The sequence below is a fragment of the Planococcus ruber genome, from assembly GCF_022819085.1.
Taxonomy (GTDB): Bacteria; Bacillota; Bacilli; order Bacillales_A; family Planococcaceae; genus Planococcus; species Planococcus ruber.
In genome coordinates, this window is record NZ_JALHAG010000009.1 from 15,256 (window position 1) to 37,716 (window position 22,461).

The 22,461-nt window shown below is 45.4% G+C and carries 27 protein-coding genes and 1 riboswitch; of the genes, 11 read left to right on the plus strand and 16 right to left on the minus strand.

Annotation, left to right across the window (positions count from 1 at the left end; translation table 11 throughout):
* Positions 1 to 93: 93 nt before the first annotated feature.
* Entirely contained in the window at positions 94 to 816 is a 723-nt protein-coding gene (locus MTR82_RS11245; protein ID WP_279577073.1) for a peptidylprolyl isomerase, read from the minus strand.
* 132 nt (positions 817 to 948) lie between these two features.
* Here MTR82_RS11245 and MTR82_RS11250 point away from each other — a divergent pair, with 132 nt between their 5' ends.
* The 8 genes from MTR82_RS11250 (at position 949) to mnhG (ending at position 8,167) form a co-directional block, all read left to right on the plus strand.
* Entirely contained in the window at positions 949 to 2,178 is a 1,230-nt protein-coding gene (locus MTR82_RS11250; protein ID WP_246809334.1) for an MFS transporter, read from the plus strand.
* 234 nt (positions 2,179 to 2,412) lie between these two features.
* Positions 2,413 to 4,830, plus strand: a complete 2,418-nt coding sequence (locus tag MTR82_RS11255; RefSeq protein ID WP_246809112.1) for a Na+/H+ antiporter subunit A — start codon at positions 2,413 to 2,415, stop codon at positions 4,828 to 4,830.
* On the plus strand, positions 4,817 to 5,239 hold the full coding sequence (locus MTR82_RS11260) for a Na(+)/H(+) antiporter subunit B (protein ID WP_052652136.1): 423 nt from the start codon (positions 4,817 to 4,819) through the stop codon (positions 5,237 to 5,239). The genes MTR82_RS11255 and MTR82_RS11260 overlap by 14 nt, the downstream gene beginning before the upstream one ends.
* Positions 5,239 to 5,586: a Na(+)/H(+) antiporter subunit C gene (locus MTR82_RS11265; RefSeq protein ID WP_052652138.1), complete on the plus strand. Its 348-nt coding sequence runs from the start codon at positions 5,239 to 5,241 to the stop codon at positions 5,584 to 5,586. The genes MTR82_RS11260 and MTR82_RS11265 overlap by 1 nt, the downstream gene beginning before the upstream one ends.
* Entirely contained in the window at positions 5,579 to 7,060 is a 1,482-nt protein-coding gene (locus tag MTR82_RS11270) for a Na+/H+ antiporter subunit D (protein WP_246809114.1), read from the plus strand. Before MTR82_RS11265 ends, MTR82_RS11270 begins: the two co-directional genes overlap by 8 nt.
* Before the next feature lie 6 nt (positions 7,061 to 7,066).
* Positions 7,067 to 7,546, plus strand: a complete 480-nt coding sequence (locus tag MTR82_RS11275; protein ID WP_052652142.1) for a Na+/H+ antiporter subunit E — start codon at positions 7,067 to 7,069, stop codon at positions 7,544 to 7,546.
* Entirely contained in the window at positions 7,543 to 7,824 is a 282-nt protein-coding gene (locus tag MTR82_RS11280) for a Na(+)/H(+) antiporter subunit F1 (RefSeq protein WP_052652143.1), read from the plus strand. Before MTR82_RS11275 ends, MTR82_RS11280 begins: the two co-directional genes overlap by 4 nt.
* On the plus strand, positions 7,784 to 8,167 hold the full coding sequence (gene mnhG, locus MTR82_RS11285; RefSeq protein WP_279577074.1) for a monovalent cation/H(+) antiporter subunit G: 384 nt from the start codon (positions 7,784 to 7,786) through the stop codon (positions 8,165 to 8,167). The genes MTR82_RS11280 and mnhG overlap by 41 nt, the downstream gene beginning before the upstream one ends.
* Positions 8,168 to 8,216: 49 nt before the next feature.
* Here mnhG and MTR82_RS11290 read toward each other — a convergent pair whose 3' ends face one another.
* Complete coding sequence (locus tag MTR82_RS11290) at positions 8,217 to 9,710, minus strand: leucyl aminopeptidase (RefSeq protein WP_246809116.1); 1,494 nt, start codon at positions 9,708 to 9,710, stop codon at positions 8,217 to 8,219.
* A 150-nt stretch (positions 9,711 to 9,860) separates the two neighbouring features.
* Here MTR82_RS11290 and MTR82_RS11295 point away from each other — a divergent pair, with 150 nt between their 5' ends.
* Positions 9,861 to 10,337 (plus strand): divergent PAP2 family protein, encoded by a 477-nt coding sequence (locus tag MTR82_RS11295; protein ID WP_052652147.1) that lies wholly within the window; start codon positions 9,861 to 9,863, stop codon positions 10,335 to 10,337.
* Positions 10,338 to 10,406: 69 nt separating this feature from the next.
* On the opposite strand, the gene MTR82_RS11300 is transcribed toward MTR82_RS11295, so the two are convergent.
* The 6 genes from MTR82_RS11300 to MTR82_RS11325 all read right to left on the minus strand — a co-directional run bounded on the left by MTR82_RS11300 (position 10,407) and on the right by MTR82_RS11325 (position 14,032).
* Positions 10,407 to 10,736 (minus strand): YuiB family protein, encoded by a 330-nt coding sequence (locus MTR82_RS11300; RefSeq protein WP_052652149.1) that lies wholly within the window; start codon positions 10,734 to 10,736, stop codon positions 10,407 to 10,409.
* Between the two features lie 226 nt (positions 10,737 to 10,962).
* Positions 10,963 to 11,088 (minus strand): YuiA family protein, encoded by a 126-nt coding sequence (locus MTR82_RS11305; protein ID WP_199876618.1) that lies wholly within the window; start codon positions 11,086 to 11,088, stop codon positions 10,963 to 10,965.
* 140 nt (positions 11,089 to 11,228) lie between these two features.
* Complete coding sequence (locus tag MTR82_RS11310) at positions 11,229 to 11,726, minus strand: NUDIX domain-containing protein (protein ID WP_246809118.1); 498 nt, start codon at positions 11,724 to 11,726, stop codon at positions 11,229 to 11,231.
* A gap of 107 nt (positions 11,727 to 11,833) precedes the next feature.
* Positions 11,834 to 13,048, minus strand: a complete 1,215-nt coding sequence (locus MTR82_RS11315) for an NAD(P)/FAD-dependent oxidoreductase (protein WP_235199276.1) — start codon at positions 13,046 to 13,048, stop codon at positions 11,834 to 11,836.
* Between the two features lie 272 nt (positions 13,049 to 13,320).
* Positions 13,321 to 13,683: a HesB/IscA family protein gene (locus MTR82_RS11320; protein ID WP_052652151.1), complete on the minus strand. Its 363-nt coding sequence runs from the start codon at positions 13,681 to 13,683 to the stop codon at positions 13,321 to 13,323.
* A gap of 112 nt (positions 13,684 to 13,795) precedes the next feature.
* A complete protein-coding gene (locus MTR82_RS11325) occupies positions 13,796 to 14,032 on the minus strand; it encodes a NifU family protein (protein WP_052652153.1) in 237 nt (78 codons plus the stop codon).
* Positions 14,033 to 14,114: 82 nt separating this feature from the next.
* Between MTR82_RS11325 and MTR82_RS11330 the strand changes: the two genes are divergently transcribed.
* The gene (locus tag MTR82_RS11330) at positions 14,115 to 14,441 is read left to right on the plus strand and encodes a YuzD family protein (RefSeq protein ID WP_246809119.1); all 327 of its coding nucleotides are present in this window, start codon (positions 14,115 to 14,117) and stop codon (positions 14,439 to 14,441) included.
* Positions 14,442 to 14,493: 52 nt separating this feature from the next.
* Here the strand turns inward: MTR82_RS11330 and MTR82_RS11335 are convergent, their stop codons facing one another.
* Entirely contained in the window at positions 14,494 to 15,561 is a 1,068-nt protein-coding gene (locus MTR82_RS11335) for an NAD(P)/FAD-dependent oxidoreductase (RefSeq protein ID WP_052652157.1), read from the minus strand.
* 150 nt (positions 15,562 to 15,711) lie between these two features.
* Here MTR82_RS11335 and MTR82_RS11340 point away from each other — a divergent pair, with 150 nt between their 5' ends.
* Positions 15,712 to 15,948 (plus strand): YuzB family protein, encoded by a 237-nt coding sequence (locus MTR82_RS11340; protein WP_246809121.1) that lies wholly within the window; start codon positions 15,712 to 15,714, stop codon positions 15,946 to 15,948.
* 45 nt (positions 15,949 to 15,993) lie between these two features.
* On the opposite strand, the gene MTR82_RS11345 is transcribed toward MTR82_RS11340, so the two are convergent.
* From MTR82_RS11345 to MTR82_RS11375, 7 genes are all read right to left on the minus strand, one after another.
* A complete protein-coding gene (locus MTR82_RS11345) occupies positions 15,994 to 16,758 on the minus strand; it encodes a TIGR01457 family HAD-type hydrolase (protein ID WP_246809127.1) in 765 nt (254 codons plus the stop codon).
* Complete coding sequence (locus tag MTR82_RS11350) at positions 16,745 to 17,203, minus strand: DUF86 domain-containing protein (protein ID WP_246809129.1); 459 nt, start codon at positions 17,201 to 17,203, stop codon at positions 16,745 to 16,747. Before MTR82_RS11350 ends, MTR82_RS11345 begins: the two co-directional genes overlap by 14 nt.
* A gap of 84 nt (positions 17,204 to 17,287) precedes the next feature.
* Positions 17,288 to 17,632 (minus strand): YutD family protein, encoded by a 345-nt coding sequence (locus MTR82_RS11355; protein WP_246809131.1) that lies wholly within the window; start codon positions 17,630 to 17,632, stop codon positions 17,288 to 17,290.
* Between the two features lie 15 nt (positions 17,633 to 17,647).
* The gene (gene lipA, locus MTR82_RS11360; protein WP_341801987.1) at positions 17,648 to 18,607 is read right to left on the minus strand and encodes a lipoyl synthase; all 960 of its coding nucleotides are present in this window, start codon (positions 18,605 to 18,607) and stop codon (positions 17,648 to 17,650) included.
* Between the two features lie 133 nt (positions 18,608 to 18,740).
* A complete protein-coding gene (locus MTR82_RS11365) occupies positions 18,741 to 18,854 on the minus strand; it encodes a methionine/alanine import family NSS transporter small subunit (RefSeq protein ID WP_110925629.1) in 114 nt (37 codons plus the stop codon).
* Between the two features lie 14 nt (positions 18,855 to 18,868).
* A complete protein-coding gene (locus tag MTR82_RS11370) occupies positions 18,869 to 20,389 on the minus strand; it encodes a sodium-dependent transporter (RefSeq protein WP_052652169.1) in 1,521 nt (506 codons plus the stop codon).
* 193 nt (positions 20,390 to 20,582) lie between these two features.
* Entirely contained in the window at positions 20,583 to 22,160 is a 1,578-nt protein-coding gene (locus tag MTR82_RS11375; RefSeq protein ID WP_246809135.1) for a Na+/H+ antiporter NhaC family protein, read from the minus strand.
* A gap of 106 nt (positions 22,161 to 22,266) precedes the next feature.
* Positions 22,267 to 22,448: riboswitch (Lysine riboswitch) on the minus strand.
* Positions 22,449 to 22,461: the final 13 nt, after the last annotated feature.

Consider the following 22,461-nt stretch of genomic DNA (forward strand, 5'->3'; position numbering starts at 1 on the left):
TTTCACCTGACATTTCTATAGTTATAGAAGCTATAATAGCACATTGGCCAAAAAAGAAAAGGGAGCCGGTTCGCAAAACCAGTTCCCTTTTTCTTATGGTTGAAGCACTTCAATGGATTCGATAACGATATCTTCAACCGGCTTGTCGGCTTCAGCCGTTTCAACCGCGGCCATGGCGTCAACGATGTCCATGCCTTCGATCACTTGGCCGAAGACCGTATGCTTTCCGTCAAGCCAAGGCGTACCGCCCAGCTTTTCGTATGCTTTCACGATTTGATCCGTATGGATTTCATTGAAAGCATTCGGGTCAGCGACAGGAGCCTGAACAATGAAGAATTGGCTGCCGTTTGTGCCTGGCCCTGCGTTTGCCATAGACAACGCGCCTTTGAAGTTGTAGAGATTTTCACTGAATTCATCTTCAAAGCTTTCACCGTAGATGCTTTCGCCGCCTCCGCCTGTACCGGTCGGGTCGCCGCCTTGGATCATGAAGTCTTTAATCACCCGGTGGAAAGTGACGCCTTCATAGTAGCCTTCTTCCGCATGCGTCAAAAAGTTCTCAACGGTTTTCGGCGCATATTCCGGGAACAATTTGATTTTCATGGTGCCCATGGACGTTTTCATCTCGACAAGCGCTTCATTTTCCGCCACTTCATTGGAAAGCTGCGGCAATTCCACTTCTTCTTGTGTTTCAGAAGCAGTATCCGAAGCGGTTTGGGCTTCTTTTGGTTCAGCCTTTTCGCCCGCCGTTTCTTCCCCGCTTGAACAAGCAGCCAATACTGCAGCCAATAAAAGCATTAATGCAATTTTCATTTTCATCTCGATTCACCCCGCTCTAGTTTATCACAAGATTTTTGCGAATTCACCCACAGTTCATCATACTTTTTTCGTGAGGCGAAATAATATATAATAAGAGGTAGATGAGTGGTTCAGAAAGAAGGGATTCACGGAATGGATACACAAAAAAAGAACTTTTTCATTATCATGTTTTCCAATTTCCTTGTAGCAGGAAGCACCACTATGATCATGCCTTTTCTTTCTCTTTATATCGAATCGATGGGCAATTTCACGGAAGAATATGTGCAGCGATGGGCAGGGCTGGTTTTCGGGGTCACGTTCGTCGCAGCTTTGGTCATGTCTCCGATTTGGGGGCGGATTGCCGATAAGTACGGCTACAAACCGATATTGATCATCAACGGGTTCGGTATTGCGATCAGCATTTTCCTCATGGGTACAGCTGATTCAGTGCCGCAATTGTTTTTTATCCGCTTGTTTATGGGGTTAGTCACCGGCTTCATCCCGACTTCCCTCGCTTTTGTAAGTTCGCAGACTGCGAAGGAAACGGCCGGGAAAACACTTGGTACGCTTCAGATGGGCAGTGTTTCCGGTACGCTTTTCGGACCGGTGATCGGCGGTTTGATGGCTGACACGTTCGGTTTCATCTACACTTTCGTCATCACTTCCGGCGTCATCGGGTTCGCTGCGTTGATCGTGGCAGTCGGCTTAAAAGAAGTGAAGAAAGTGAAGAAAAAGAATGCCCATGTCTATGCCCGAAAAACCATTGTACAGGGAATCATAAATCACCGGCTTCTTTTTAACGTCATGATCATCACTTCCCTGATCCAAATCGGGAACTTCAGCATCCAGCCTCTCCTGTCATTATACGTTTCCCATTTAACAGACAGCACGAATGTCGCCTTGCTTGCCGGCATCACCTTCAGTGCGACAGGCGTCGGGAATTTGCTTTTTGCCCGGCGCTGGGGCCGGCTCGGGGATCAGATTGGCTATGAAAAAGTCTTGACGTTCTTGCTGATTCTCGCTTTTGTGTTCATCGTACCGCAAGCTTTCGTCACCGAACTTTGGCAATTGATGGTTCTCCGTCTCTTGTTCGGCATCGCTGTCGGCGGCATGATCCCAACAACTACGGCGTTGATGCGCCGGGAGGCGCCGATTGAAATTCAAGGCGAAGTAATGGGCTATAACACCAGCTTCCGCTTCCTCGGCAATATCGTCGGTCCGATGTTCGGCGGAATCGTCAGCGGATTTATTGGCATCTCCTCTGTCTTCGTTGTCACTGGCGTCCTGTTCCTATTGTCGTTTTTCTTCCTGAAATATACGACCTCTAAGCCCGAACAGGATTTCGAAGACGTTCTGCTTGAACAGGAACTGAAATCCACATAGGAAATTCAAGAAAATTTGTGAACATGCACCGGTTTCTTTTTAGGAATCGGTGCTTTTTTCGGCTTTATAACCGGTTTCACAAATTTTTCTTAATTGAGTTTCTTCCTATTTCTAAAGCGTTGGAATTTTGCCTTCTTTTTCAGGCGGACAATTGTGCAACGGTGCAAAATCTTGCTATGTACGTTATAATTTTTCTAGAAACTCATCATGAATGCGCTTGGAAGGAGGATTCATTTGTCACTTGTGTTTTTGATTTTTTTACCATTGATTGCAGCTTTGTTCATTCCGCTGCTATTTAAAAAACTTGGCCGCATCCATACGGGTTGGTTTGTCTTGATTGTTCCAGTGATTCTGTTCATCTATTATTTAACGCTGCTGCCGACTACGCTTGAAGGCGGTACGCTTGTTTCTGAGTTGAGTTGGATTCCTTCAATCGATCTTGCCATCGTTGCCTATATAGATGGGTTAAGCCTGCTATTCTCGCTTTTGATCAGCGGAATAGGAGCACTCGTCGTTTTATATTCCATTTTTTATTTGGATAAAAAACGCGAACAGTTACATAATTTTTATGTTTATTTGCTGATGTTCATGACCGCCATGCTTGGCGTTGTCCAATCGGATCATCTGATTTCCCTCTATCTTTTCTGGGAATTGACTTCGATTTCCTCGTTCTTGCTGATCGGCTACTGGTATACCCGGGACCGTTCGCGTTTTGGAGCGTTGAAGTCGATGATGATTACCGTATTCGGCGGCTTAATGATGCTCGGAGGATTTGTTTTGCTGAGCATTATGGGCAATACTTATTCCATTCGGGAACTGATCGCCCAAGCCCCGGAACTTGCAGGGCATGATTTCTTCGTCTGGGCTTTAGTTTTGATTTTGCTTGGAGCCTTTACAAAATCTGCGCAATTTCCATTCTATATCTGGCTGCCGGATGCGATGGAGGCGCCGACGCCAGTCAGTGCGTATCTCCACTCCGCGACCATGGTCAAAGCTGGCCTCTATCTTGTCGCAAGGTTCACGCCTATTTTTGCGGTTTCAGGCACATGGATTTGGCTTGTCACGGGAGTTGGCTTGTTTACTTTGTTCTGGGGTTCATTCTTTGCCTTAAAACAAAAAGATTTAAAAGGCATTCTTGCCTTTTCGACCGTTTCCCAGCTCGGGTTGATCATGAGTTTGCTTGGCGCATCTGCGATGGGCTTCCATGTTGAGAATGCAGCAGAAACCGTCTTTAAATATGCCGGCTTTGCAGCAATTTTCCATCTCGTCAATCACGCTGTTTTCAAAGGCAGTTTGTTTATGATTGCCGGCATTGTCGATCATGAAACCGGCACACGCGATATCCGCAAGCTCGGCGGCTTGATGAGTTTAATGCCGATCAGCTTCACGATCGCCATGATCGGTTCGTTTTCCATGGCCGGCATTCCGTTATTCGGCGGCTTCCTAAGCAAAGAAATGTTCTTAACGGCCATGCTTGCCATCACGGAATTTGACCTTTTCTCCATGGATGTCTGGGGATTATTATTCCCAGTAGTTGCATGGATTGCGAGCGTGTTTACGTTCATCTACAGTTTCTATTTTGTGTTCCATACATTCGCCGGCAAGCATAAGCCGGAAGAATTGCCGAAGCAAGCCCACGAAGCGCCAATCGGCATGTTGATTTCTCCCGCTATTTTAGCGGTATTGGTTGTCGCCATTTTCTTTGTTCCAAACTTTGTCGGCAAGTGGATTGTGAATCCTGCAGTTGCGGCGATCCAGCCTTTCTTGTATGATTCGCCATCTGATGTCCATGTCCACGTAGCAGCTTGGCACGGAGCCATAACGCCGGAACTGGCCATGACAATCGGCATTTTCCTAATCGGCGGTTTGATGTTCTGGACGCTCCGCAAATGGCAGCGCTCCTATGACGCCTTCCCAGACAAGGTGTCGCTCAACCGCTTATATGATCATTTCATGTACATGAGCGACGGCGGGGCCAATCGTTTTTCAGCCGTTTATATGACAGGGTTCATCCGTTCTTACCTTGTTTATATGTTTGGCTTCTTTTTCTTGATCGTGCTGAGCACGCTATTTTTGAACGAAGCTTTCGCATTCGATCTGACAAATTTAGCTCCGATCGGCTTTTATGAAATTGTCATCGCGCTTGCTTTAGTCGGCGGCACCATTACCATTTTGGCAGCAAAATCAAGGCTTACGGCCATTATTGCGCTTGGTGCGGTCGGCTATTCGGTAGCCTTGTTCTTCGTCATATTCCGGGCACCGGATTTGGCGCTGACCCAATTGGTCATTGAAACAATTTCTGTTGCCTTATTCCTTTTGGCTTTCTACCATTTGCCGAAGTCCAGCAAAAAAGAAGAGCGCATAGGCTTTAAGGTCGGAAACGGATTAATTGCATTAGGCGTCGGGGCCACTATGACATTAGTAGCTTTATCTGCCCATTCACAAAAGATCCTGCCTTCTATTTCAGAATATTATAAGGAAACGGTCTATTCGGAAGCAGGCGGCGGAAATATTGTCAATGTCATTCTCGTTGATTACCGCGGATTTGATACCTTATTTGAAATCACTGTTCTCGGCATCGCCGGCATTGCGATTATCACCATGATCAAACTCCGTTTAACAAAAAAGGAGGGCCAACATGAGAACAAATGATGTGATGCTGAAAACGGCGACAAAAGTGGTCACTTTCATCATCCTGATGTTTGCCGTCCATATCTTTTTTGCCGGACATTACACACCAGGCGGCGGATTTGTAGGCGGCTTGTTAACCGCAAGTGCCATCGTCCTGCTGATGCTGGCGTATGATATTGAAACCGTGAAGAAAATCATTCCGGTTAATTACGTTATGCTGACAGCAATTGGCTTATTGATTGCTCTTTCTACAGCCGCCGCTTCCATTTTCTTTAACGTACCTTTCTTTACGCATGCTTATGATTATTTTGACTTGCCGCTATTCGGCAAAACGTCTTTGCATTCTGCAGCGTTATTCGATTTAGGTGTCTATCTGGTTGTTGTTGGCGTTACGATGACCATTATTCAAACGATTGGAGAGGATGAATAATGGAAATTATTATGTCTTTTGTCATCGGCTTTCTTTTCATGGCCGCTGTCTACTTAATGCTTTCTAAAAGTTTGATCCGTATTATTATCGGAACCGGCCTTCTAAGCCATGGCGCCCATCTCTTAATTTTAACGATGGGCGGGCTCGGTGGAACTGCGCCGCCAGTCGTTGCTGATGGCGTCAGCGTGAGCGACTATGCTGATCCGTTGCCTCAAGCCTTGATCTTGACAGCCATTGTTATTTCTTTTGCTGTAACTTCATTTTTCCTGGTCCTTGCTTACCGTGCATACCAGGAACTCGGCACCGATAATATGAATTTGATGAGAGGAACTGAAGACAATGATTAATTTACTTCTGTTTCCGATTTTAATTCCCCTATTATTTGCTGCCATCTTGTTATTCTTTCCGAAAAATATTAGCCTGCAGCGCATTATTTCGGCTGCCGCTGCTGTCGCTACTTTAATTTCGGTGCTGTTCCTTCTCTTGAAAGTGAAAGCCGATGGTGTCCAAGCGGTCACCTTGGGAAGTTGGGATGCGCCGTTCGGCATAACGATGGTATCAGATATGCTGTCCGTCCTACTTGTACTAAGTGCGACCATCATCACTTTGTTCGTCATTTTCTACAGTATGCCGACAATTGGAATCGATCGGGAAAAATCTTTTTACTATCCAGCTGTGCTGTTTTTATTGGTTGGGGTCAACGGAGCATTTACCACAGGAGACATCTTTAACTTATTTGTTTTCTTCGAAGTACTGCTCATGGCTTCCTATATGCTGATTGTACACGGCGGCGAAAAGCCGCAACTGCGGGAATCCATCAAATACTTGTTGGTGAATGTCATTTCTTCTGCCTTATTTGTAGCGGCCGTCGCCTTTCTCTATTCAGTGACAGGAACGTTAAATATGGCGGATTTGGCCGTGAAAATTCCACAGATTGAAGAGACTGGCATATTGACCGTCATTGCCGTCATGTTCTTGGTCGTGTTTGGCTTCAAAGCAGCTATTTTTCCGCTTTATTTCTGGCTGCCTGGCGCTTACCATGCGCCCCCAATTCCCGTTTTAGCTTTATTTGGAGCTTTGCTGACAAAAGTCGGTGTCTACGCAATTATCCGTACATACACTTTGTTCTTCACCATGAACATAGCTTTTACGCACGAATTGCTCGGCATCATTGCTATCTTGACCATTCTTGCCGGATGCATCGGTGCCCTCGCCTATTTTGATGTCAAGAAAATCATTATTTATAACATCATTATTGCTGTCGGGGTCATCTTATTCGGGATTGCCCAGATGAACGAAGCAGGAATCGAGGGAGCACTCTTTTATCTGGTCCATGACATGTTGATCAAAGCCGCCTTATTCTTCCTCGTAGGGATTGTGGCAGTCATTTTCGGCACTTCCAATCTTCGGGAGATGGGCGGATTGATGAAGACTTACCCTGTGCTTGGCTGGGTCTATCTTATTGCCGCTTTCGGCTTAGCCGGCATTCCGCCGCTTAGCGGTTTCCCTGGTAAGCTATTAATTGTCCAAGGCGGATTTGAAGGCCCTCAGTTCTGGGGCAGCATTGTCGTGCTTGCGACAAGTTTGCTCGTACTGTTGAGTGCGATCCGTATTTTCATCTATGCGTTCTGGGGCGAGCCTGTAAAAACCGTTCCGCTTAAAAAACGCAGTTATTACCAAATGTTCGTCCCTGCTGTCATCCTGGTCGGAATCACCGTTATCCTCGGTGTGGGCGCAGAATTATTCATGCCCCTCATTAATGGAGCAGGAGAAGTTCTACTAAATCCATCCATCTATATAGATGCGGTATTAAAGGAGTAGATGACGATGGCTTTGCAAATTTTACTTAATTTCTTCTTGGCAGGCGTTTGGATGTTCATGACGAACTCCTTCTCGCCTACCGGATTCGCAATCGGTTTTTTGGTCGGGCTTCTTCTCGTGATTTTAATGCGAAGATTCTTCAGCCATCGCTTGTATCTTGTAAGAATCTGGGCAGTGATTTCCCTCTTCTTCCTCTTCTTGAAAGAGTTGGTGATGTCCAGCATTTCCGTATTCAGGTTAGTGATTCAGCCGCGATTGAATATCCGCCCTGCTGTTTTTGAACTTGAAACAGAGTTAAAGCAAGACTGGGAAGTCACGCTGCTATCAGCATTAATCACCCTTACGCCTGGCACTTTAGTTATCGGAATTTCCGATGATCAGAAAAAATTGTATATCCATGCCATTGATTTTGCTGACATCGATGAGGCCGTTTCTTCAATCAAAAATACATTTGAACGTGCCATTATGGAGGTGAGCCGTCCATGATGATGTTTTATTGGATAGCCTTAGTCGTTATCAGCTGTGCGTTCGTAGGACTCTTATATCGGCTCGTAAAAGGGCCTACAGTGGCTGACCGGGTAGTGGCACTCGATGCCTTAGGCGTCGCATTAGTTTCCATCGTCGCCCTTTTGTCACTCATCATCGGCACAGAATTCTTTTTGGAAATTATTCTGCTGTTGAGCATCCTGTCGTTTATCGGCACGACAGCTTTCGCAAAATTCATTGAGAGAGGAGAGATTTTCGATCGAAACGACAATCGCTAATATCCTCATTATTATCTTAATCAGCACTGGGGTTCTTTTCAGCGCTGTTACGGCACTCGGCCTTGTGCGCCTGCCAGATGTGTATACACGCACTCACGCCGCTTCTAAAAGCTCTACACTCGGCGTCATGTGTATACTGGGAGGTACATTCATCTACTTTTGGCTGATTGAAGATCATTTCAACTCCCAATTGATCATCTCCATCATTTTTCTGTTTATTACGTCGCCGGTAGCCGGCCATTTAATTGGCCGTGCCTCTTATATGTCCGGCATTAAACTAGCGGAAGAAACGGTGCGGGACGATATGAAAGAAGCCGTAGCCAAGAAAAAACGCCAACAATAAAACAAGCGGGTATGCTATTGTCGCATAACCCGCTTGTTTTTTTATTCTTTTACGCTTCTTCCGCCATTTTCTCTACCATCATGGCCAGCGTCCGCACCATCGCGCCTGTTCCGCCCTGTGGTCCAAGATCATGCGCTGACGCTGCATGGGATGTGCCGGCAATATCCAAATGGATCCACGGCGTATTGTCGACAAACTCCCCGACAAACCCGCCGCCGAAAATCATGTGGCCATCGCGTCCCGGTGAGTTGTTCAAATCCGCTACATCGCTTTTGCGGATCCGTTTTTTGTCGCTCTCTGTCAGAGGCAATCTCCAAACAAATTCCCCGGTTTCTACTGAAGCTTCCAGGAACGTTTCAAAGAACGCTTCATCGTTCGTCAAAGCGCCTGTTTTATCATTTCCTAATGCCACGATGACGCCGCCTGTTAACGTAGCTACATCAATGATATGCGTTGCCCCCATCTGTTTTGCATAAGTCACAGAATCCGCAAGCACCAATCGCCCTTCCGCATCCGTGTTCAAAATTTCGATGGTCTTGCCGCTTAAAGAGGTAATCACATCATCCGGCTTGAAGGCATTGCCTGACACCATATTGTCTGTCGATGCAATGACCGCAATCACGTTTTTCTCTGGCTTCAATTCGCCGATGACTTTCATCGCACCGAGAACGGCTGCCGCTCCGCCCATATCGCCTTTCATGCCGACAATGCCGTCTTTCGGCTTCAAGGAATAGCCGCCCGTATCGAACGTAATCCCTTTGCCGACTAGTGCAAGCGGCTCTTCAAAATTTTCCGTCGCTTTATATTTCAATACGATTAAGCGAGGCTCTTCGATAGAACCTTGGTTGACTGCTAAAATCGCCCCCATGCCCAGCTCTTCCATTTCGGCTTTGCCCAGGATCTCTGTTTCGAATCCGTATGTTTCTCCTAATTCTTTTGCGTAGTCCGCCATTGCTGTCGCCGTCAATAAATTCGCTGGCATGTTGACAAGTGTACGGGCTTCATTGACCGACTGGCCGAAAACCTGTCCAATGAAAGCAGAAGCCTGCAGTTCTTCTGCATCGTCCTCTGAGAGAATAGAAAGCGTCTCGAGTGACACATCGGCTTCATTGGATGAAGTTTTGTAGTCATCAAATTTATACGTGCCCATCGTGATGCCTTCTACAGCCAAATAAGCGGCATCTTCTGAAGAAATATCATCGTTTAGGAACGAATCCAAATAAACAGCGGCATGTTTGATTTTCTTTTTCGCCAGCTCTTTTCCGATATGGCCAAAAGCGATGCGAAGCGCATCTTCCGTTAATTTCTTGCGGTCATTCAAACCCACAAAAAGAACGCGCGGAATAGATCCCGACAATGCCGGATATGTAATCAATGAATTTAAATCAAATGGCAGATCGCCTTTGACCCATTCTTCCAGCATGCCATTGAAGCGCTCTGAAAACACTTCCCATCCTTTGCTGTTTTCCGGATGCCGGCTTAAACCGACGATTAAAATGTCAGCTTCTGCTTGAGCTGCATCAGCTTGTATGCGTAATTCCATTTTGTCTCCCCCTCTATTTTACTTGCTCTTCCAGTTTAGCATTTATTCAGTAAACGGGGTAGTTCGGCGCCCGAAATGATTTTCCATTAACCCGTAAACCCAGTGTGTTATACTAAACCAATATCAAGGAATGGAAAGGTTGTTTACGGGATGGAATTGTTTTCTAATTTGCCGCTGATGATTGCCCTTTTCGCTATTGTCTTTGCCCAATTTGTTAAAATCCCGATTCAGTATGCGGTGACCCGTGAACTGGATTGGAAATTGTTCACCTCGACCGGTGGGATGCCCAGTTCGCATTCGGCTGCTGTGACCTCCTTGACGACGGCTGTAGCTTTCGAGCACGGGGTGGATTCCACTATTTTTGCTGTGGCAGCGATGTTCGCCGTCATCACGATGTATGACGCTACGGGCGTTCGCTTCCAAGCTGGCCAGCAAGCGTTGACGATCAACAAAATGCGCAACGACTTCTATCTATTCATGGATGAGACGAGAAAATGGCCGCAGAAAAAAGAAGAAGAAAAAATAGCAGAACTGAAAACGCTGCTTGGGCACAAACCGAGTGAAGTGTTTATGGGCGCGCTCACCGGCATTGCCATCGCAATCGTTTTCTATAGCATCCTGCGTTGATAGGCCCACCCCTCGCATACAAAAAACCGCCAGACCTTCCATCGGTCCGGCGGTTTTCTATCGTTAAATTTAGAACATTTGATAACCGTTTTTACGCAAGATTTTCATAACAAATCCGGAAGTGATCGCTCCTGCCCAGCCGGCAAGCAACACGGCAATATCGCTTCCTGTAAGAGAGGCGATGGTATCGCCGAGCATGGAGAAAGACTCGCCTGGATCTGTGAAATAGCTGAAAAAGCTGACATCGTCAATGACCAGCAAAATGACGATTGGATAGACGATCGCCATCAGCCACGTCATCCGCAGCAGCATATTCAATAAAAAACCGATGCCGAAAAACATTACGTAAAACAGTAGAACCGAAATGATCAATTGGACAATGCTAAATGAAGTATTCATGAATTCTAACCTCCGTTATTCCTTTCATCAGTTTACCCGAAAGTCCTGCCCCTTTCAATCACACAATCCCGTGTTCATTGCTTTGTCACATAAAAACCGGCCTTAAGGAATAAATTTGAACAAAGCGTCAGCTTTGTATAATCTACGCATTTCAACGGTGTTTTTTGCAAACTAAAAAAGCATCCACAGGAGGCTTCTCCCATGGACGCTTACATTGATGACGCCGTTATTTTTTGCCGGATCCTGAACAGCAGGAGCACGTTTCCGAACCGCCTAAACGCAACTGGAAATAGCCTTTGCCGCCGCAATAAGGGCACTGGTTCGCAGACTTTGCTTTTTTGAAGATAGTCATTCGAAACACCTCCTCCTGTTATCGTTTTAATATTCTGATAATATAACACGGTTATTTTATACTTGCAAGAAAATTCAATAAAATGTAAACGGATACATCCATCTTTATCTCACGTATGCGCTTTTTTCCTCTTTTATCCTCTATTTTTTAAAGAATAGTTTATAGGAAGAATACCCGAATACATCCCCCGGATCTACGTCTTCAATGGCTTCAAACCCTTCATCAAGCAGAAAATCCGCCATTTCATGAAGCATGACCGAAGCGTCTAGATCTGCCGATAGCTCTTCAGGAGATCGCCACGCCGCTTCGTATAATTCGTCTTGCTGCGCTTGGATTCTTTGCTCGTCATCTACCGGCTTCAATAGGAATATCCCCATATTATCGCTCACTTCTTCTCGAATGACTCCTGAACGGAAACCCACGAACCCAAGCAGCGTACAGTCGATTCCGGTTTCTTCTTTCACTTCTCGCATAGCGGCCTGATCGATGGTTTCATCCCCATTTACAAACCCTGCCGGCAATGACCATTTGCCATTAAGGCCGCCGTATCTTTTCTTAACAACCAGCCATTGGTTTTTTGAATTCATCACTAAACCCGCTGCCCCTAACCAGACATTGCCCCGTTTGTTCCTTTTCATGCCTTCAGCTCCTTTAACAAAAAAAGCCCCCAACTAAACGGCGCTTCCATTGCCAGATGATTATCCAACAATTTCAGTGCAGTTCAAGATGGGAGCCTTTGCTTCTCTTATAGAACGTTGAATTTACCTTTTTTCATCACTAATCCTGGTCCGCCAACCATCAGAAGTGCACGGTTATCGATCATTTTCTTCATGAAGGAAGCGCGTTTACCAGTGATTTTCTTACCGAATACCACACCGATTGCGTCATTTTCACCTAATGAGCAAACTGTTCCTTTAAGGTCAGGAACGAACGGATGTGTTTCTTCGCCTTTGATCAAAGCATTGATGTTGTTTGCCACTGCCTGCCCTTGCTGCATTGCAATTTGAGCAGTCGGTGGGTATGGACGGTTCGTTTCTTCGTTGATCATCAATGCACAGTCACCGATCACGAATACATCTGAATGTCCAGGAGCACGAAGGTCTGCATCCACTTTTACGCGAGCACGCATGTTTTCGATGCCTGATTCTTCGATTAGCTTGCTTCCGCGAACTCCAGCAGCCCAAACAACTGTCCCTGCTTTGATGAATTCAAACTCATCATCGCCTTTTTTGATGTTAACGCCTTCTGGAGTAGCTTCAACGACTGGAGTGCCAATTGAGAACTCGATGCCTTTAGATTCTAAATGGCCAACTGCATAGCTGACAAGTTCAGGATCAAATCCAGGCAATACCATTGGGGCCGCCTCTACACAAACTACGCGAACTTTTTCGCGAGGAACGTCATACTCTTTGCATAATTCCGGTACACGGTTACCCAGTTCCCCTAAGAACTCGATTCCTGTAAATCCGGCTCCGCCTACAACGATTGTCAAACGGCTGTCGTCTTTTACATCTTCTGTAGACCACGTCGCAAATTGGAATTCAATATGCTCACGGATATAACGGGCAGCTTTGACGTTCGCAATTGAAAGTGCGTATTTGTCCAATCCAGGAATTCCGAAAGTTTCTCCTTCGAAGCCTAAACCGATCACTAGATAATCGTATGTAAACACACCATTGTCAGTTGTCACTTTTTTGCCTGCAACATCAATTGCTTCAACTGTCGCTTGGACGAATTTTGTTTTTACGCTGTCAATAACATCTTTGATATCATAGCGAACTTGCTCTGGCAACAATGTACCAGCTGCTGCTTCATGCAGCCAAGTGCTTTCGTAATGGTATTCGTTTTTATTGATCAACGTAATATCTGCGGCATCAGTGCCAAGAACTTTTTGCAAGTTAACTACAGTCATCAATCCACCGTAACCTGCTCCTAATACTAATATTGACGGTCTTTTCAACACAATCGCAACCACCTTCAAGTCATTTTTTTAAACAGAAAAAGTTTAATTAGAAATCATAGTAGTGCCAATAAACTCCTACCCTCTATATTAGCCCTTTTACCAGTTGATTTCAACTGGATTCTCCCGCTTTCCAAGAGCTTCGGCCCGTATTGGCAAAAGCTTTCACGAGATAGCCATTCCAGCGTTCGCTTTTCTGCCGCAAAACAGCACATATCGGCAAAATAAAACACCTGCCTTCTACAAAGTAAAAGGCAGGCGTTCTTTAAGTATCAGCAGTTCTCAGGTGTACCCGCTTTTTTAGCCGTCCGGAACGAAGTCCCGCATCCGCATGAAGCGATCGCGTTTGGATTTTCGATCGTAAATCCGCCGCCCATCAACGACTGTTTGTAATCAACGACTGTCCCATTTAAAATAGGGGCGTCTTCTTTTGCCACCAAAATTTGAAGCCCAAATTGTTCGAGCACATCGTCTTCTGGACCGTGCTCTTTTTCAAACCCCATGCCGTACGTCAATCCGCTGCAGCCGCCGCCTTTTACAGCGACACGAAGAAATGCGCCTTCTTCTTCGTTATGGCGCATCATTTCTTTCACTTGGAAAGAAGCTGCTTCTGTAAGCTCCACTACTTGTGCCATATTATCGCCTCCTTATACCCATCATAGCAAGATTGCGCAAAGCCATTCAAGCAACCCGCTCTGCCAGTTTCAATATGTAGCAAAAAAGGGACCTATGAAAGGTCCCTTGGCATTAAAATACTTGTTCTACTTCAACAACGCCAGGAACTTCTTCCATTAACGCACGTTCAATCCCCGCTTTTAAGGTAATGGTCGAACTTGGGCAGCTTCCGCATGCACCAAGAAGACGAAGTTTTACGATCCCATCTTCTACATCCACTAATTCACAGTCCCCGCCGTCACGCAAAAGGAATGGACGTAATTTATCTAAGACTTCCATTACTTGATCTTCCATCAAAGCTTCAGTCATTAATATCGACTCCTTTCATTATAATCATTATAATGTGATTGAGTAGAAAAAGCCACTATTGAATTTCCAGGAGGTCTAGAAAATGACAAAAGAAATTTCCATCGAAGTGTACGGAACCGAAGTGATCTGTGCAAGCTGCGTGAATGCCCCTTCTTCCATTGATACGTATGAATGGCTGCAAGCGGCAATTTCTCGAAAATACAAAGGCCAGCCATTTTCAATTACGTATATCGATATTGAGAAACCGCAAACGGAAGCGCACCAAAAAGACTACGCCGAGCGCATCCTAGACGATGAATTTTTCTACCCGCTTGTGCTGGTGGAAGGCGAAGTGGTCGGCGAAGGCTACATTCAACTGAAGCCGGTCTACAAAGAACTTGAAAAACACGGCTTTGCCGCAACCGAATAAATACTAATATAAAAAAGCGCACTCATCATCAGATGAGCGCGCTTTTCTTGAATCAGCCATTATGCCATTTGTACATCCAAAGCACGCCGGATTTCATCAGACGCGCAATTCGTCCGGTAACCGTCCGGTCGGCCAGGTAAGCAAACCCTTGTTTTTTCCCGAGGGAGCCAAGGAAGCCTTTTAATTTAATTTCCGGCATGCTTTCAGGAAGCGGCTTGTCTCTCCAAGTCAGCTTCAATACTTCAACAATCTGTTCCGCCTGTTCTTCAGCAAGCTGCGCAGATGGAGCCATCGGCAGCGCTGCACAGTCCCCAACTACATAGACATGTTCGTCGTTCGGCAATTGATGGTATTGGTTGATGACAACGCGTCCGCTGCTGTCGCTTTCAAGTCCCAGATCGCGAACCGGTTTAACCGGCTGAATGCCGGCTGTCCAGACAACAGCGTCAACTGGAATCGTTTCTTCGTGGTTATAAAGAAGATTCGGCTCCACTTTTGTGATATTTGAATTGGAAACTACATCTACATTGTGGTTATCAAACCACTTTTTCACGAAATTACTCAAACGCTCCGGGAAATCACGCAAAATCCGCGGGCTGCGGTCGAATAATTTAATGTTCAAATCGCGTCTGCTTTCGCGCAATTCACTTGCGAGCTCAATCCCGCTAAGGCCGGCTCCGACAATGCCGACGACTGCGCCTGACGGCAATCCTAAAAGTGTTTTGAATGTTTCGCGCGACTTGCCGATCGTCTGGATGCTGTATGTGAATTCATCCGCTCCCGGCACGCTGTGGTATTTGTCTTCGCAGCCTAATCCGATCACCAGATCATCGTATTGAACGCGGTCTCCATTTTCCATCAGCACGCATTTGTCTTCCAAATCGATTTCCAGAATTTCACCATGAACGAGCGATAAGCGGTCGCTTTCCGGGAAAGCTACTCGAACCTCATGGTCGGATGCTGTTCCCGCTGCAAGTGCATAGAATTCTGTTTTCATACTGTGGAAAGGGGTGCGGTCGATCAAGATGATTTCTGTATCCAAGGGTAAATTGTTTGGCAACAAACGAAGCAATATACGCATATTGCCGTATCCTCCGCCAAGTAAGACTAGTTTTCGCATAAAAATCTCCTTTAATTTCATCTGTCTGCTTAATTTCTCAAATATGAGTATAGCTGATTGTGATAACTTTCACAATACATTCTAAAGAAATCAAATAATTGACTATCGCTATAAAAAAAGGTAGGATTTCGTAGTAGCGAGGTGACCAAAATGAAACCGATTGTTGAATTTTGTATTAGCAACATGGCAAACGGATCACAGGAATCGTTTGAGAAATTGGAAAGCGATTCAAATTTGGATGTATTGGAATATGGCTGTTTAAGTTACTGCACCCAATGTGCAGAATCCTTATATGCGTTGGTTAACGGCGAAATCGTTGAAGCCGATACGCCTGAAGAGTTGACTCAGAAAGTCTATGAGTTTATAGAAGAAAACCCATTATTTTAGGCCGCTTTCCGCGGCTTAATTTTTTTTGCCCGAAATTCACCAGGCTTAAACTTCCCATAACGCCAGATTCTCTAAAGCATAGGTAGGCTGAACATCTTTCTCCAGCACTTCTTCCATCGGCGTGACGCCTGTATTGACATGCACAGTATCAATACCGAAATGGATGCCCGCTAAAATATCCGTTTCGTAGTTGTCCCCTACCATGACCATTTCTTCTTTTTCGAATCCGTGCTCATAAAGAATGGCATCCAGCATATGCCCTTCCGGTTTGCCGATATATACCGGCTCCACGCCCGTCGAAGCAGCCACCAATGTAGTAAACGCTCCGTTTCCAGGCACCAGCCCGCGTTCCGAAGGAAAAGCGAGATCGCGGTTTGTTGATAAGAAAACTGCCCCTTTTCGAATTTCCAGGCAGGCAACCGCCAATTTTTCATAATTGATATCGGGATCGATCCCCATCACTACAACATCCGAATTTTCTTCCACTTGCTCAATGCCTTCCTGCTGAAGCGCATCCTTCAACCCATCGGAGCCGATCATATAAACGCTTTTATTTGGATACCAGCGGCTGATGTATTTGGCAGCAGCAATGGCAGACGACATGATTTGCTTATTTTCCGTCACAATACCGAACGTTGCGAGTTTCGCATTCAGCTGCGCCTGCGTCATCGAAGCATTATTCGTGACAAAGAAAGGTTCGATGCCCTTAGCTTGAAGACGCGCCACAAATCCTGGCGCATCCGGCACGGCTTCTTTTCCCCGGTAAACCGTTCCATCTAAATCCAGGCAATAAGCTTTATAATTTTTCATTTTTATTCTCCGGCAAAAACGCTGAAACTGGCCCCAATTCGTGCTCCAAGTAATATTCCACTTTTGGCCCGAAACTCTTTAGCTCTTCCAGGTTCTGGTTCAACACTTCCTGCAGCTCCTGATGATTGACAGCCGCAAATTCACGCACCAGCATTTTCCGCAAGCCAATGACCTGTTTTAACGGTTCATCCATTTCAGGCGTCACTACTTTTTCATCCGTCAAGATATCAATAATGTCTTCGTAGCTTCCCGGATCGCGCATGATGAACCCATCAATCATCGAGTTGCCTACATCAACAATCGATTCAATGATATTGCTTGCTATGCGTTCCAAGGCAAGTTCTTCCGTGAAAGAAGCCCATTGCTCCTTCTCTTCATAAAGATCGATTAATTTCCCCATATAAGTTACGGTGTCTGTAATTTTGTTCCGGTCAATAAAATACATCTTATACCCTCCTGATGGTCTGTTCTTTTCATCGTATTCCCACCTTCTATCATATCATAGGCGCAAAGAAAAACCCTCGGCGGATCATGCATCCGCTTCGAGGGTTTCAGTAGCTGGTTCTGGAATTTCTTTCGTTTCCGGTGCTGGCTCCGGCGCTTTTCCGACTTTTTTGATGACAAAATAAGCGCAGCCAAAATTGCAGTATTCATAGAGATAATCCTGCAATGTGCTGATTTTTGTATCGTACGTAGCTTTATGGTTCGTATCTTCAAAAAAGCCCTTCAAACGCAATTGGCCGTATCCCCAATCGCCCAGAATGTAATCGTATTTGGAAAGGATTTCGCTGTAACGATTGTTCAAAGCTTCTTCTTGGAAGCCGTCGCGGTAATCGATCACCACTTCGTATTGCCATTTATCAACTATAATCATGTTCGTCTTCACCTCTTAACTGTTCACTCCTGCAACTTGCTGATCTCCGAGACGTTGACGTTCTTTTGCAGCGGCATTCACTTGCTCATCCGCGTGATAGCTGCTCCGCACCAATGGCCCTGCTTGGCAATGCGAGAAACCTTTCGCCATTGCAATTTCCCAGAGCTCTTTGAATTCTTTCGGCGAATAATATTTCAACACCTTCAAGTGCTTTTTGGAAGGCTGCAAATATTGGCCGATGGTCATGATGTCTACGCCATTGGCACGCAAATCATCCATCACTTCCATAATTTCTTCTTTCGTCTCGCCAAGTCCGATCATCAAAGAAGATTTAGTTGGAATGTCCGGATACATTTCTTTGGAGCGCCGAAGCAGCTCCAGCGAACGGTCATATTTTGCACGTGCTCTTACTCTTGGCGTCAAACGCCTTACCGTTTCAATATTATGGTTTAAAATATCCGGCTGTGCATCCATCAACGTCCTTAAATTCTCTTCGCTTCCTCCCATGTCGGAAGGCAGAACTTCGACTGTCGTAAACGGATTTTTCCGTTTGATCGCACGAACCGTTTCTGCAAATACTTCAGAACCGCCGTCTCTTAAGTCGTCACGGGCAACCGCCGTGATGACCGTATGCTTTAAATTCATGAGCTTCACAGAATCTGCGACCCGCTCCGGCTCTTGAAGATCCAGTTCATTCGGAAGGCCGGTTTGAACCGCACAAAACCGGCAAGCCCGTGTGCAGACTGCCCCTAAAATCATGAAGGTGGCCGTACGGCGGCTCCCCCAGCATTCATGAATATTAGGGCATTTCGCTTCTTCGCAGACGGTATTCAAGTTATTTTCACGCATCATTTTCTTTAAATCTGTGTAGTTTTCATTTGTATTAAGCTTAATTTTTAACCAATCGGGCTTTCTAAGATGTTCCTGCTTTTCTGACACAACTACATCATCCCTTCGTTCCTTGGTTTTCGGTATTCGCTTATTATCCTTTCCAAATGTACCATATTCTATCTTTGCTCACAACAGCATCTGCCATCTTCTGTAAAATGAAAAACCCGGAAGCGGGTTAGCTTCCGGGCTACTGCTATTGCACTATGGAAAGGGAAGGTTATACACTTCGCTTAGCTTTGCTTTTACTAACGGCGTTCCCAATACTGGCAGCTAAGCCGCCCCAGATAATTACCATTCCAATGATCATGACGATAATTGCACTTGTTGACATATGGTGAACCTCCCTTATTTGTTTTCTTCGTATTGCGCATGGTCTTTATGCCATTTGCCGATGGAGAAGAGGATCCCGAGAACAAGTGCACCTGCCGCTACTGCGACTCCTCCAGTTAATGTAAACATATTGGAGTAGCCCTCATAGTTCCCAGTTTCATTATCAAATTCCTGAAGGATATTCAGTTTCAATAGTCCAAACATCATATAACCTAAAACGATCGGTGTGATGATGCCTAAGCTGAATTTCCACCAGCCGCCAAGGCGGATATCGGAAATAGCATTGGCGTGTTCCTGAAGCATACCGGCTTTGCGGAATACCCAAACAACCAGGACCACTTCGACTAGTCCGATGAATGCAACACCGAATTGGTTGATGTAGTAATCGGCAAGATCCAAGAAGAACAATCCACCCTGAGTTGCAAATAGGATAGAAATCAATGCAGCAAGACCGCCGCCGAACAGAACCGCTTTTTTGCGCGCAATGCCGAATTTCTCAGAAAAACCAGCTACATAAGTTTCAGTGATGGAAATCAAGGAAGTCAATCCAGCAAGCGTTAATGACAGGAAGAACAATGCACCGAACAGGCCATTGAATCCTGGGAATTCATTGATGATCTGCGGGAATACCACAAATGCCAATCCGACGCCAGCTGATGCGACATCCGCCACGGCAACCCCTTGTTGGCTAGCCATGAATCCAAGTGCTGCGAAAACGCCGATCCCTGCCAATAATTCGAAGGCCGAGTTGGCAAATCCAGTGATAAAGGCATTATTGGTAATATCCGATTTTTTCGGAAGATAACTTGCATAAGTAATCATAATCGCAAATGCTACCGATAAACTGAAGAAAATATGGCCATAAGCCGCTACCCAAACCGAAGGATCCATGATGGCATCAAAATTCGGTTTGAAGAATGCATCCAATCCCATAGACGCTCCGTCCAATGTGACAGCACGGATAACAACAATCAAGAAAATTACGACTAAAGTTGGAATGAAAATGCGGTTAGCCATTTCAATTCCTTTTTTAACTCCGGCAAGCAAAATGCCAAGGGTAATAATCCAGACAAGTGCCAGCGGAATAAATACACCCCATACTATTCCACCAGTTTCACCCGGCTGTACAGTCAATTGAAGAAAATCATTGAATAGGAATCCTTCTGTATCGTCTCCCCAAGCTTGATTGAAGGAGAAAATTGTGTACCGCATTGCCCATGCAATGATCACTGCATAGTAGACGGATATGACGAATGATACAAAAACAGCCCACCATCCCATCCATTCCAATTTCTTCCCGCTCATTCTGAAGAACGACAGCGGTGCCGATCCCCGGTATTTATGGCCAATGGTGAATTCCAAAATAAGAATTGGTATCCCTGCGGTTAACAGAGCGAATAAGTACGGTATAAAGAATGCTCCTCCACCATTTTCATAGGCAACATATGGAAAACGCCAAATGTTCCCTAAACCTACCGCCGAGCCGACAGCCGCCATGATAAATCCAGCGCGCGTACCCCATTGCGAACGTTCCATCTCTCTTCCCCCTTAGTATCCTTCCAATTTTCTTACAGAAAAATAGGAAGTTTGTTTATTTTCAGATTATTGCTAATCTAAAAATAGTATAACGAGGGAGTTTACCAAAGTAAAGATAATTTCTCGATTTTTTTAATTAAAGCTATTTCTGGAATAATAAAAAAGCAGAGAAAGTTTTTCCCTGCTTTTGCAATCACTCTATATTCCCATGTTTTTCTGACAAGGTTGTACGTTTTGACCAAATAACGAATAATATCGCTAAAATAACAATTACCACTCCTAAAGCCAGCAAAAGGGAATTGGTAAAACCTATGACAATATACCCTACTGCCGCAATTACTGCAGCTGTAATTGCGTATGGCAACTGAGTAACGACATGGTCCATATGGTTGCTCCCAGCTCCTGTAGAAGACAAAATCGTCGTATCAGAAATCGGCGAACAGTGGTCGCCGAATACAGCGCCAGCTAAAACTGCTGACAACGTCGGCAATAATAATTCCGGTTCAGCTTGAGACATGATTTGCCCTGCGATCGGCAGCAAAATACCGAATGATCCCCAAGAAGTACCGGTAGAAAAAGCCATGACACCTGCCAGCAAGAAAAGCAAGACCGGCAAGATGGAAGTCGGCATATTTGCTTCCGTCACTACATCCGCCAAATACTGTCCCGTTTCCAGGTTGCCAATCAAATACGTCAATGACCATGCAAATACAAGGATCAGAACCGCTCCAATCATCGATTTGATTCCAGCGAAAATTCCTTTTCCTATCCAACCGGCTGTCGCTGTTTCATTTTTTCGCATCTGCAATAGATAGAGAAGAATGGAAGTTAAAGCTCCGAGGCCTCCGCCCACTAATAATGAGGCCGGAACGTCCGTGTTTTCGAAAATCAGCCAGATATCAAAAACCTGATCTGAGTTTTGGTAACCTGTCCAAATCATAGCCCCGACTGTTCCGGCAACCAATACCAAGATCGGCAACAATAAATCAAGAACCCGGCCATGGGAATGGCTTGGAAATTCCTCTTTCATTTCGCCCGGAATTGTTTTAGCCGGATCGAACAATTGGCCTTTCGTAATTGCCAGCTTCTCATGCTTTTTCATTTCACCAAAATCCACATCGCGGATGGCTACAAAAAAGACAATGGCTAGGGAAGCGACCACATAGAAGTTCATTGGCGCCATCCATATAAAAGCTTCCAGAGCGGAGGACTCAACATAAGTTTGGCCCGCTAATATGGTAGCTACAATACCGATAATGGCAGCGCCCCAGCTCGATACAGGCGACACCACACAGACAGGCGCAGCTGTCGAATCGATAAAATAAGCGAGTTTCGCGCGTGATACTTTATAACGGTCCGTAATTGGACGGGCAACTTGCCCTACTGCCAGGGCATTGAAATAATCGTCAATGAAAATGACAATCCCTAAAATTACTGTTACTACCTTAGCGCCTCTTCTCGATTTAATCCGAGTAGATGCCCACTCCGCAAAAGCGTGGCTTCCGCCAGACAAGCTGACAAAAGCGGTGATGACTCCTAAAAGCAGCAAGAAAAGAATAATGAATACATTATAAGCATTGAAGCCCCCGTCCCAAAAAATAACCGCAAAAGACATGTAGAGCTCTTTTAATGCCGCTACCGGCGCAAATGAAGTGTAAATAAATGCTGCCGCGACAATCCCTGCTCCAAGGGACAACAGTACGCGCCGCGTCAATAATACCATCGCAATGGCGATAATTGGCGGCAAAATTGAGAAAATCGTATTCTCCATGAAAAAATCCTCCTTTTTTAGTAGGATGGAAGAGAAAAAAGGCTGATTGTCTTCCCCAAGGGTACAATCAGCCTTCTACAATTCGTCTGTGTGATCAAACATCAAACATCCCTGTAGCTCTTCATTTGCGCAAAACGCAAATGACAGTGCCATTCTTCTTCAGAATGACCCCAGCACTTTTTCCATTGACTGTGAAAAAAGAACTTCGGCAAAATTTCCTTTCAGATGCGTTCAACGTTGTCAAACTCGCGCACCGTACTGATAAATTCCGCAGCCTCTACCCATCGATATAATTTATTTC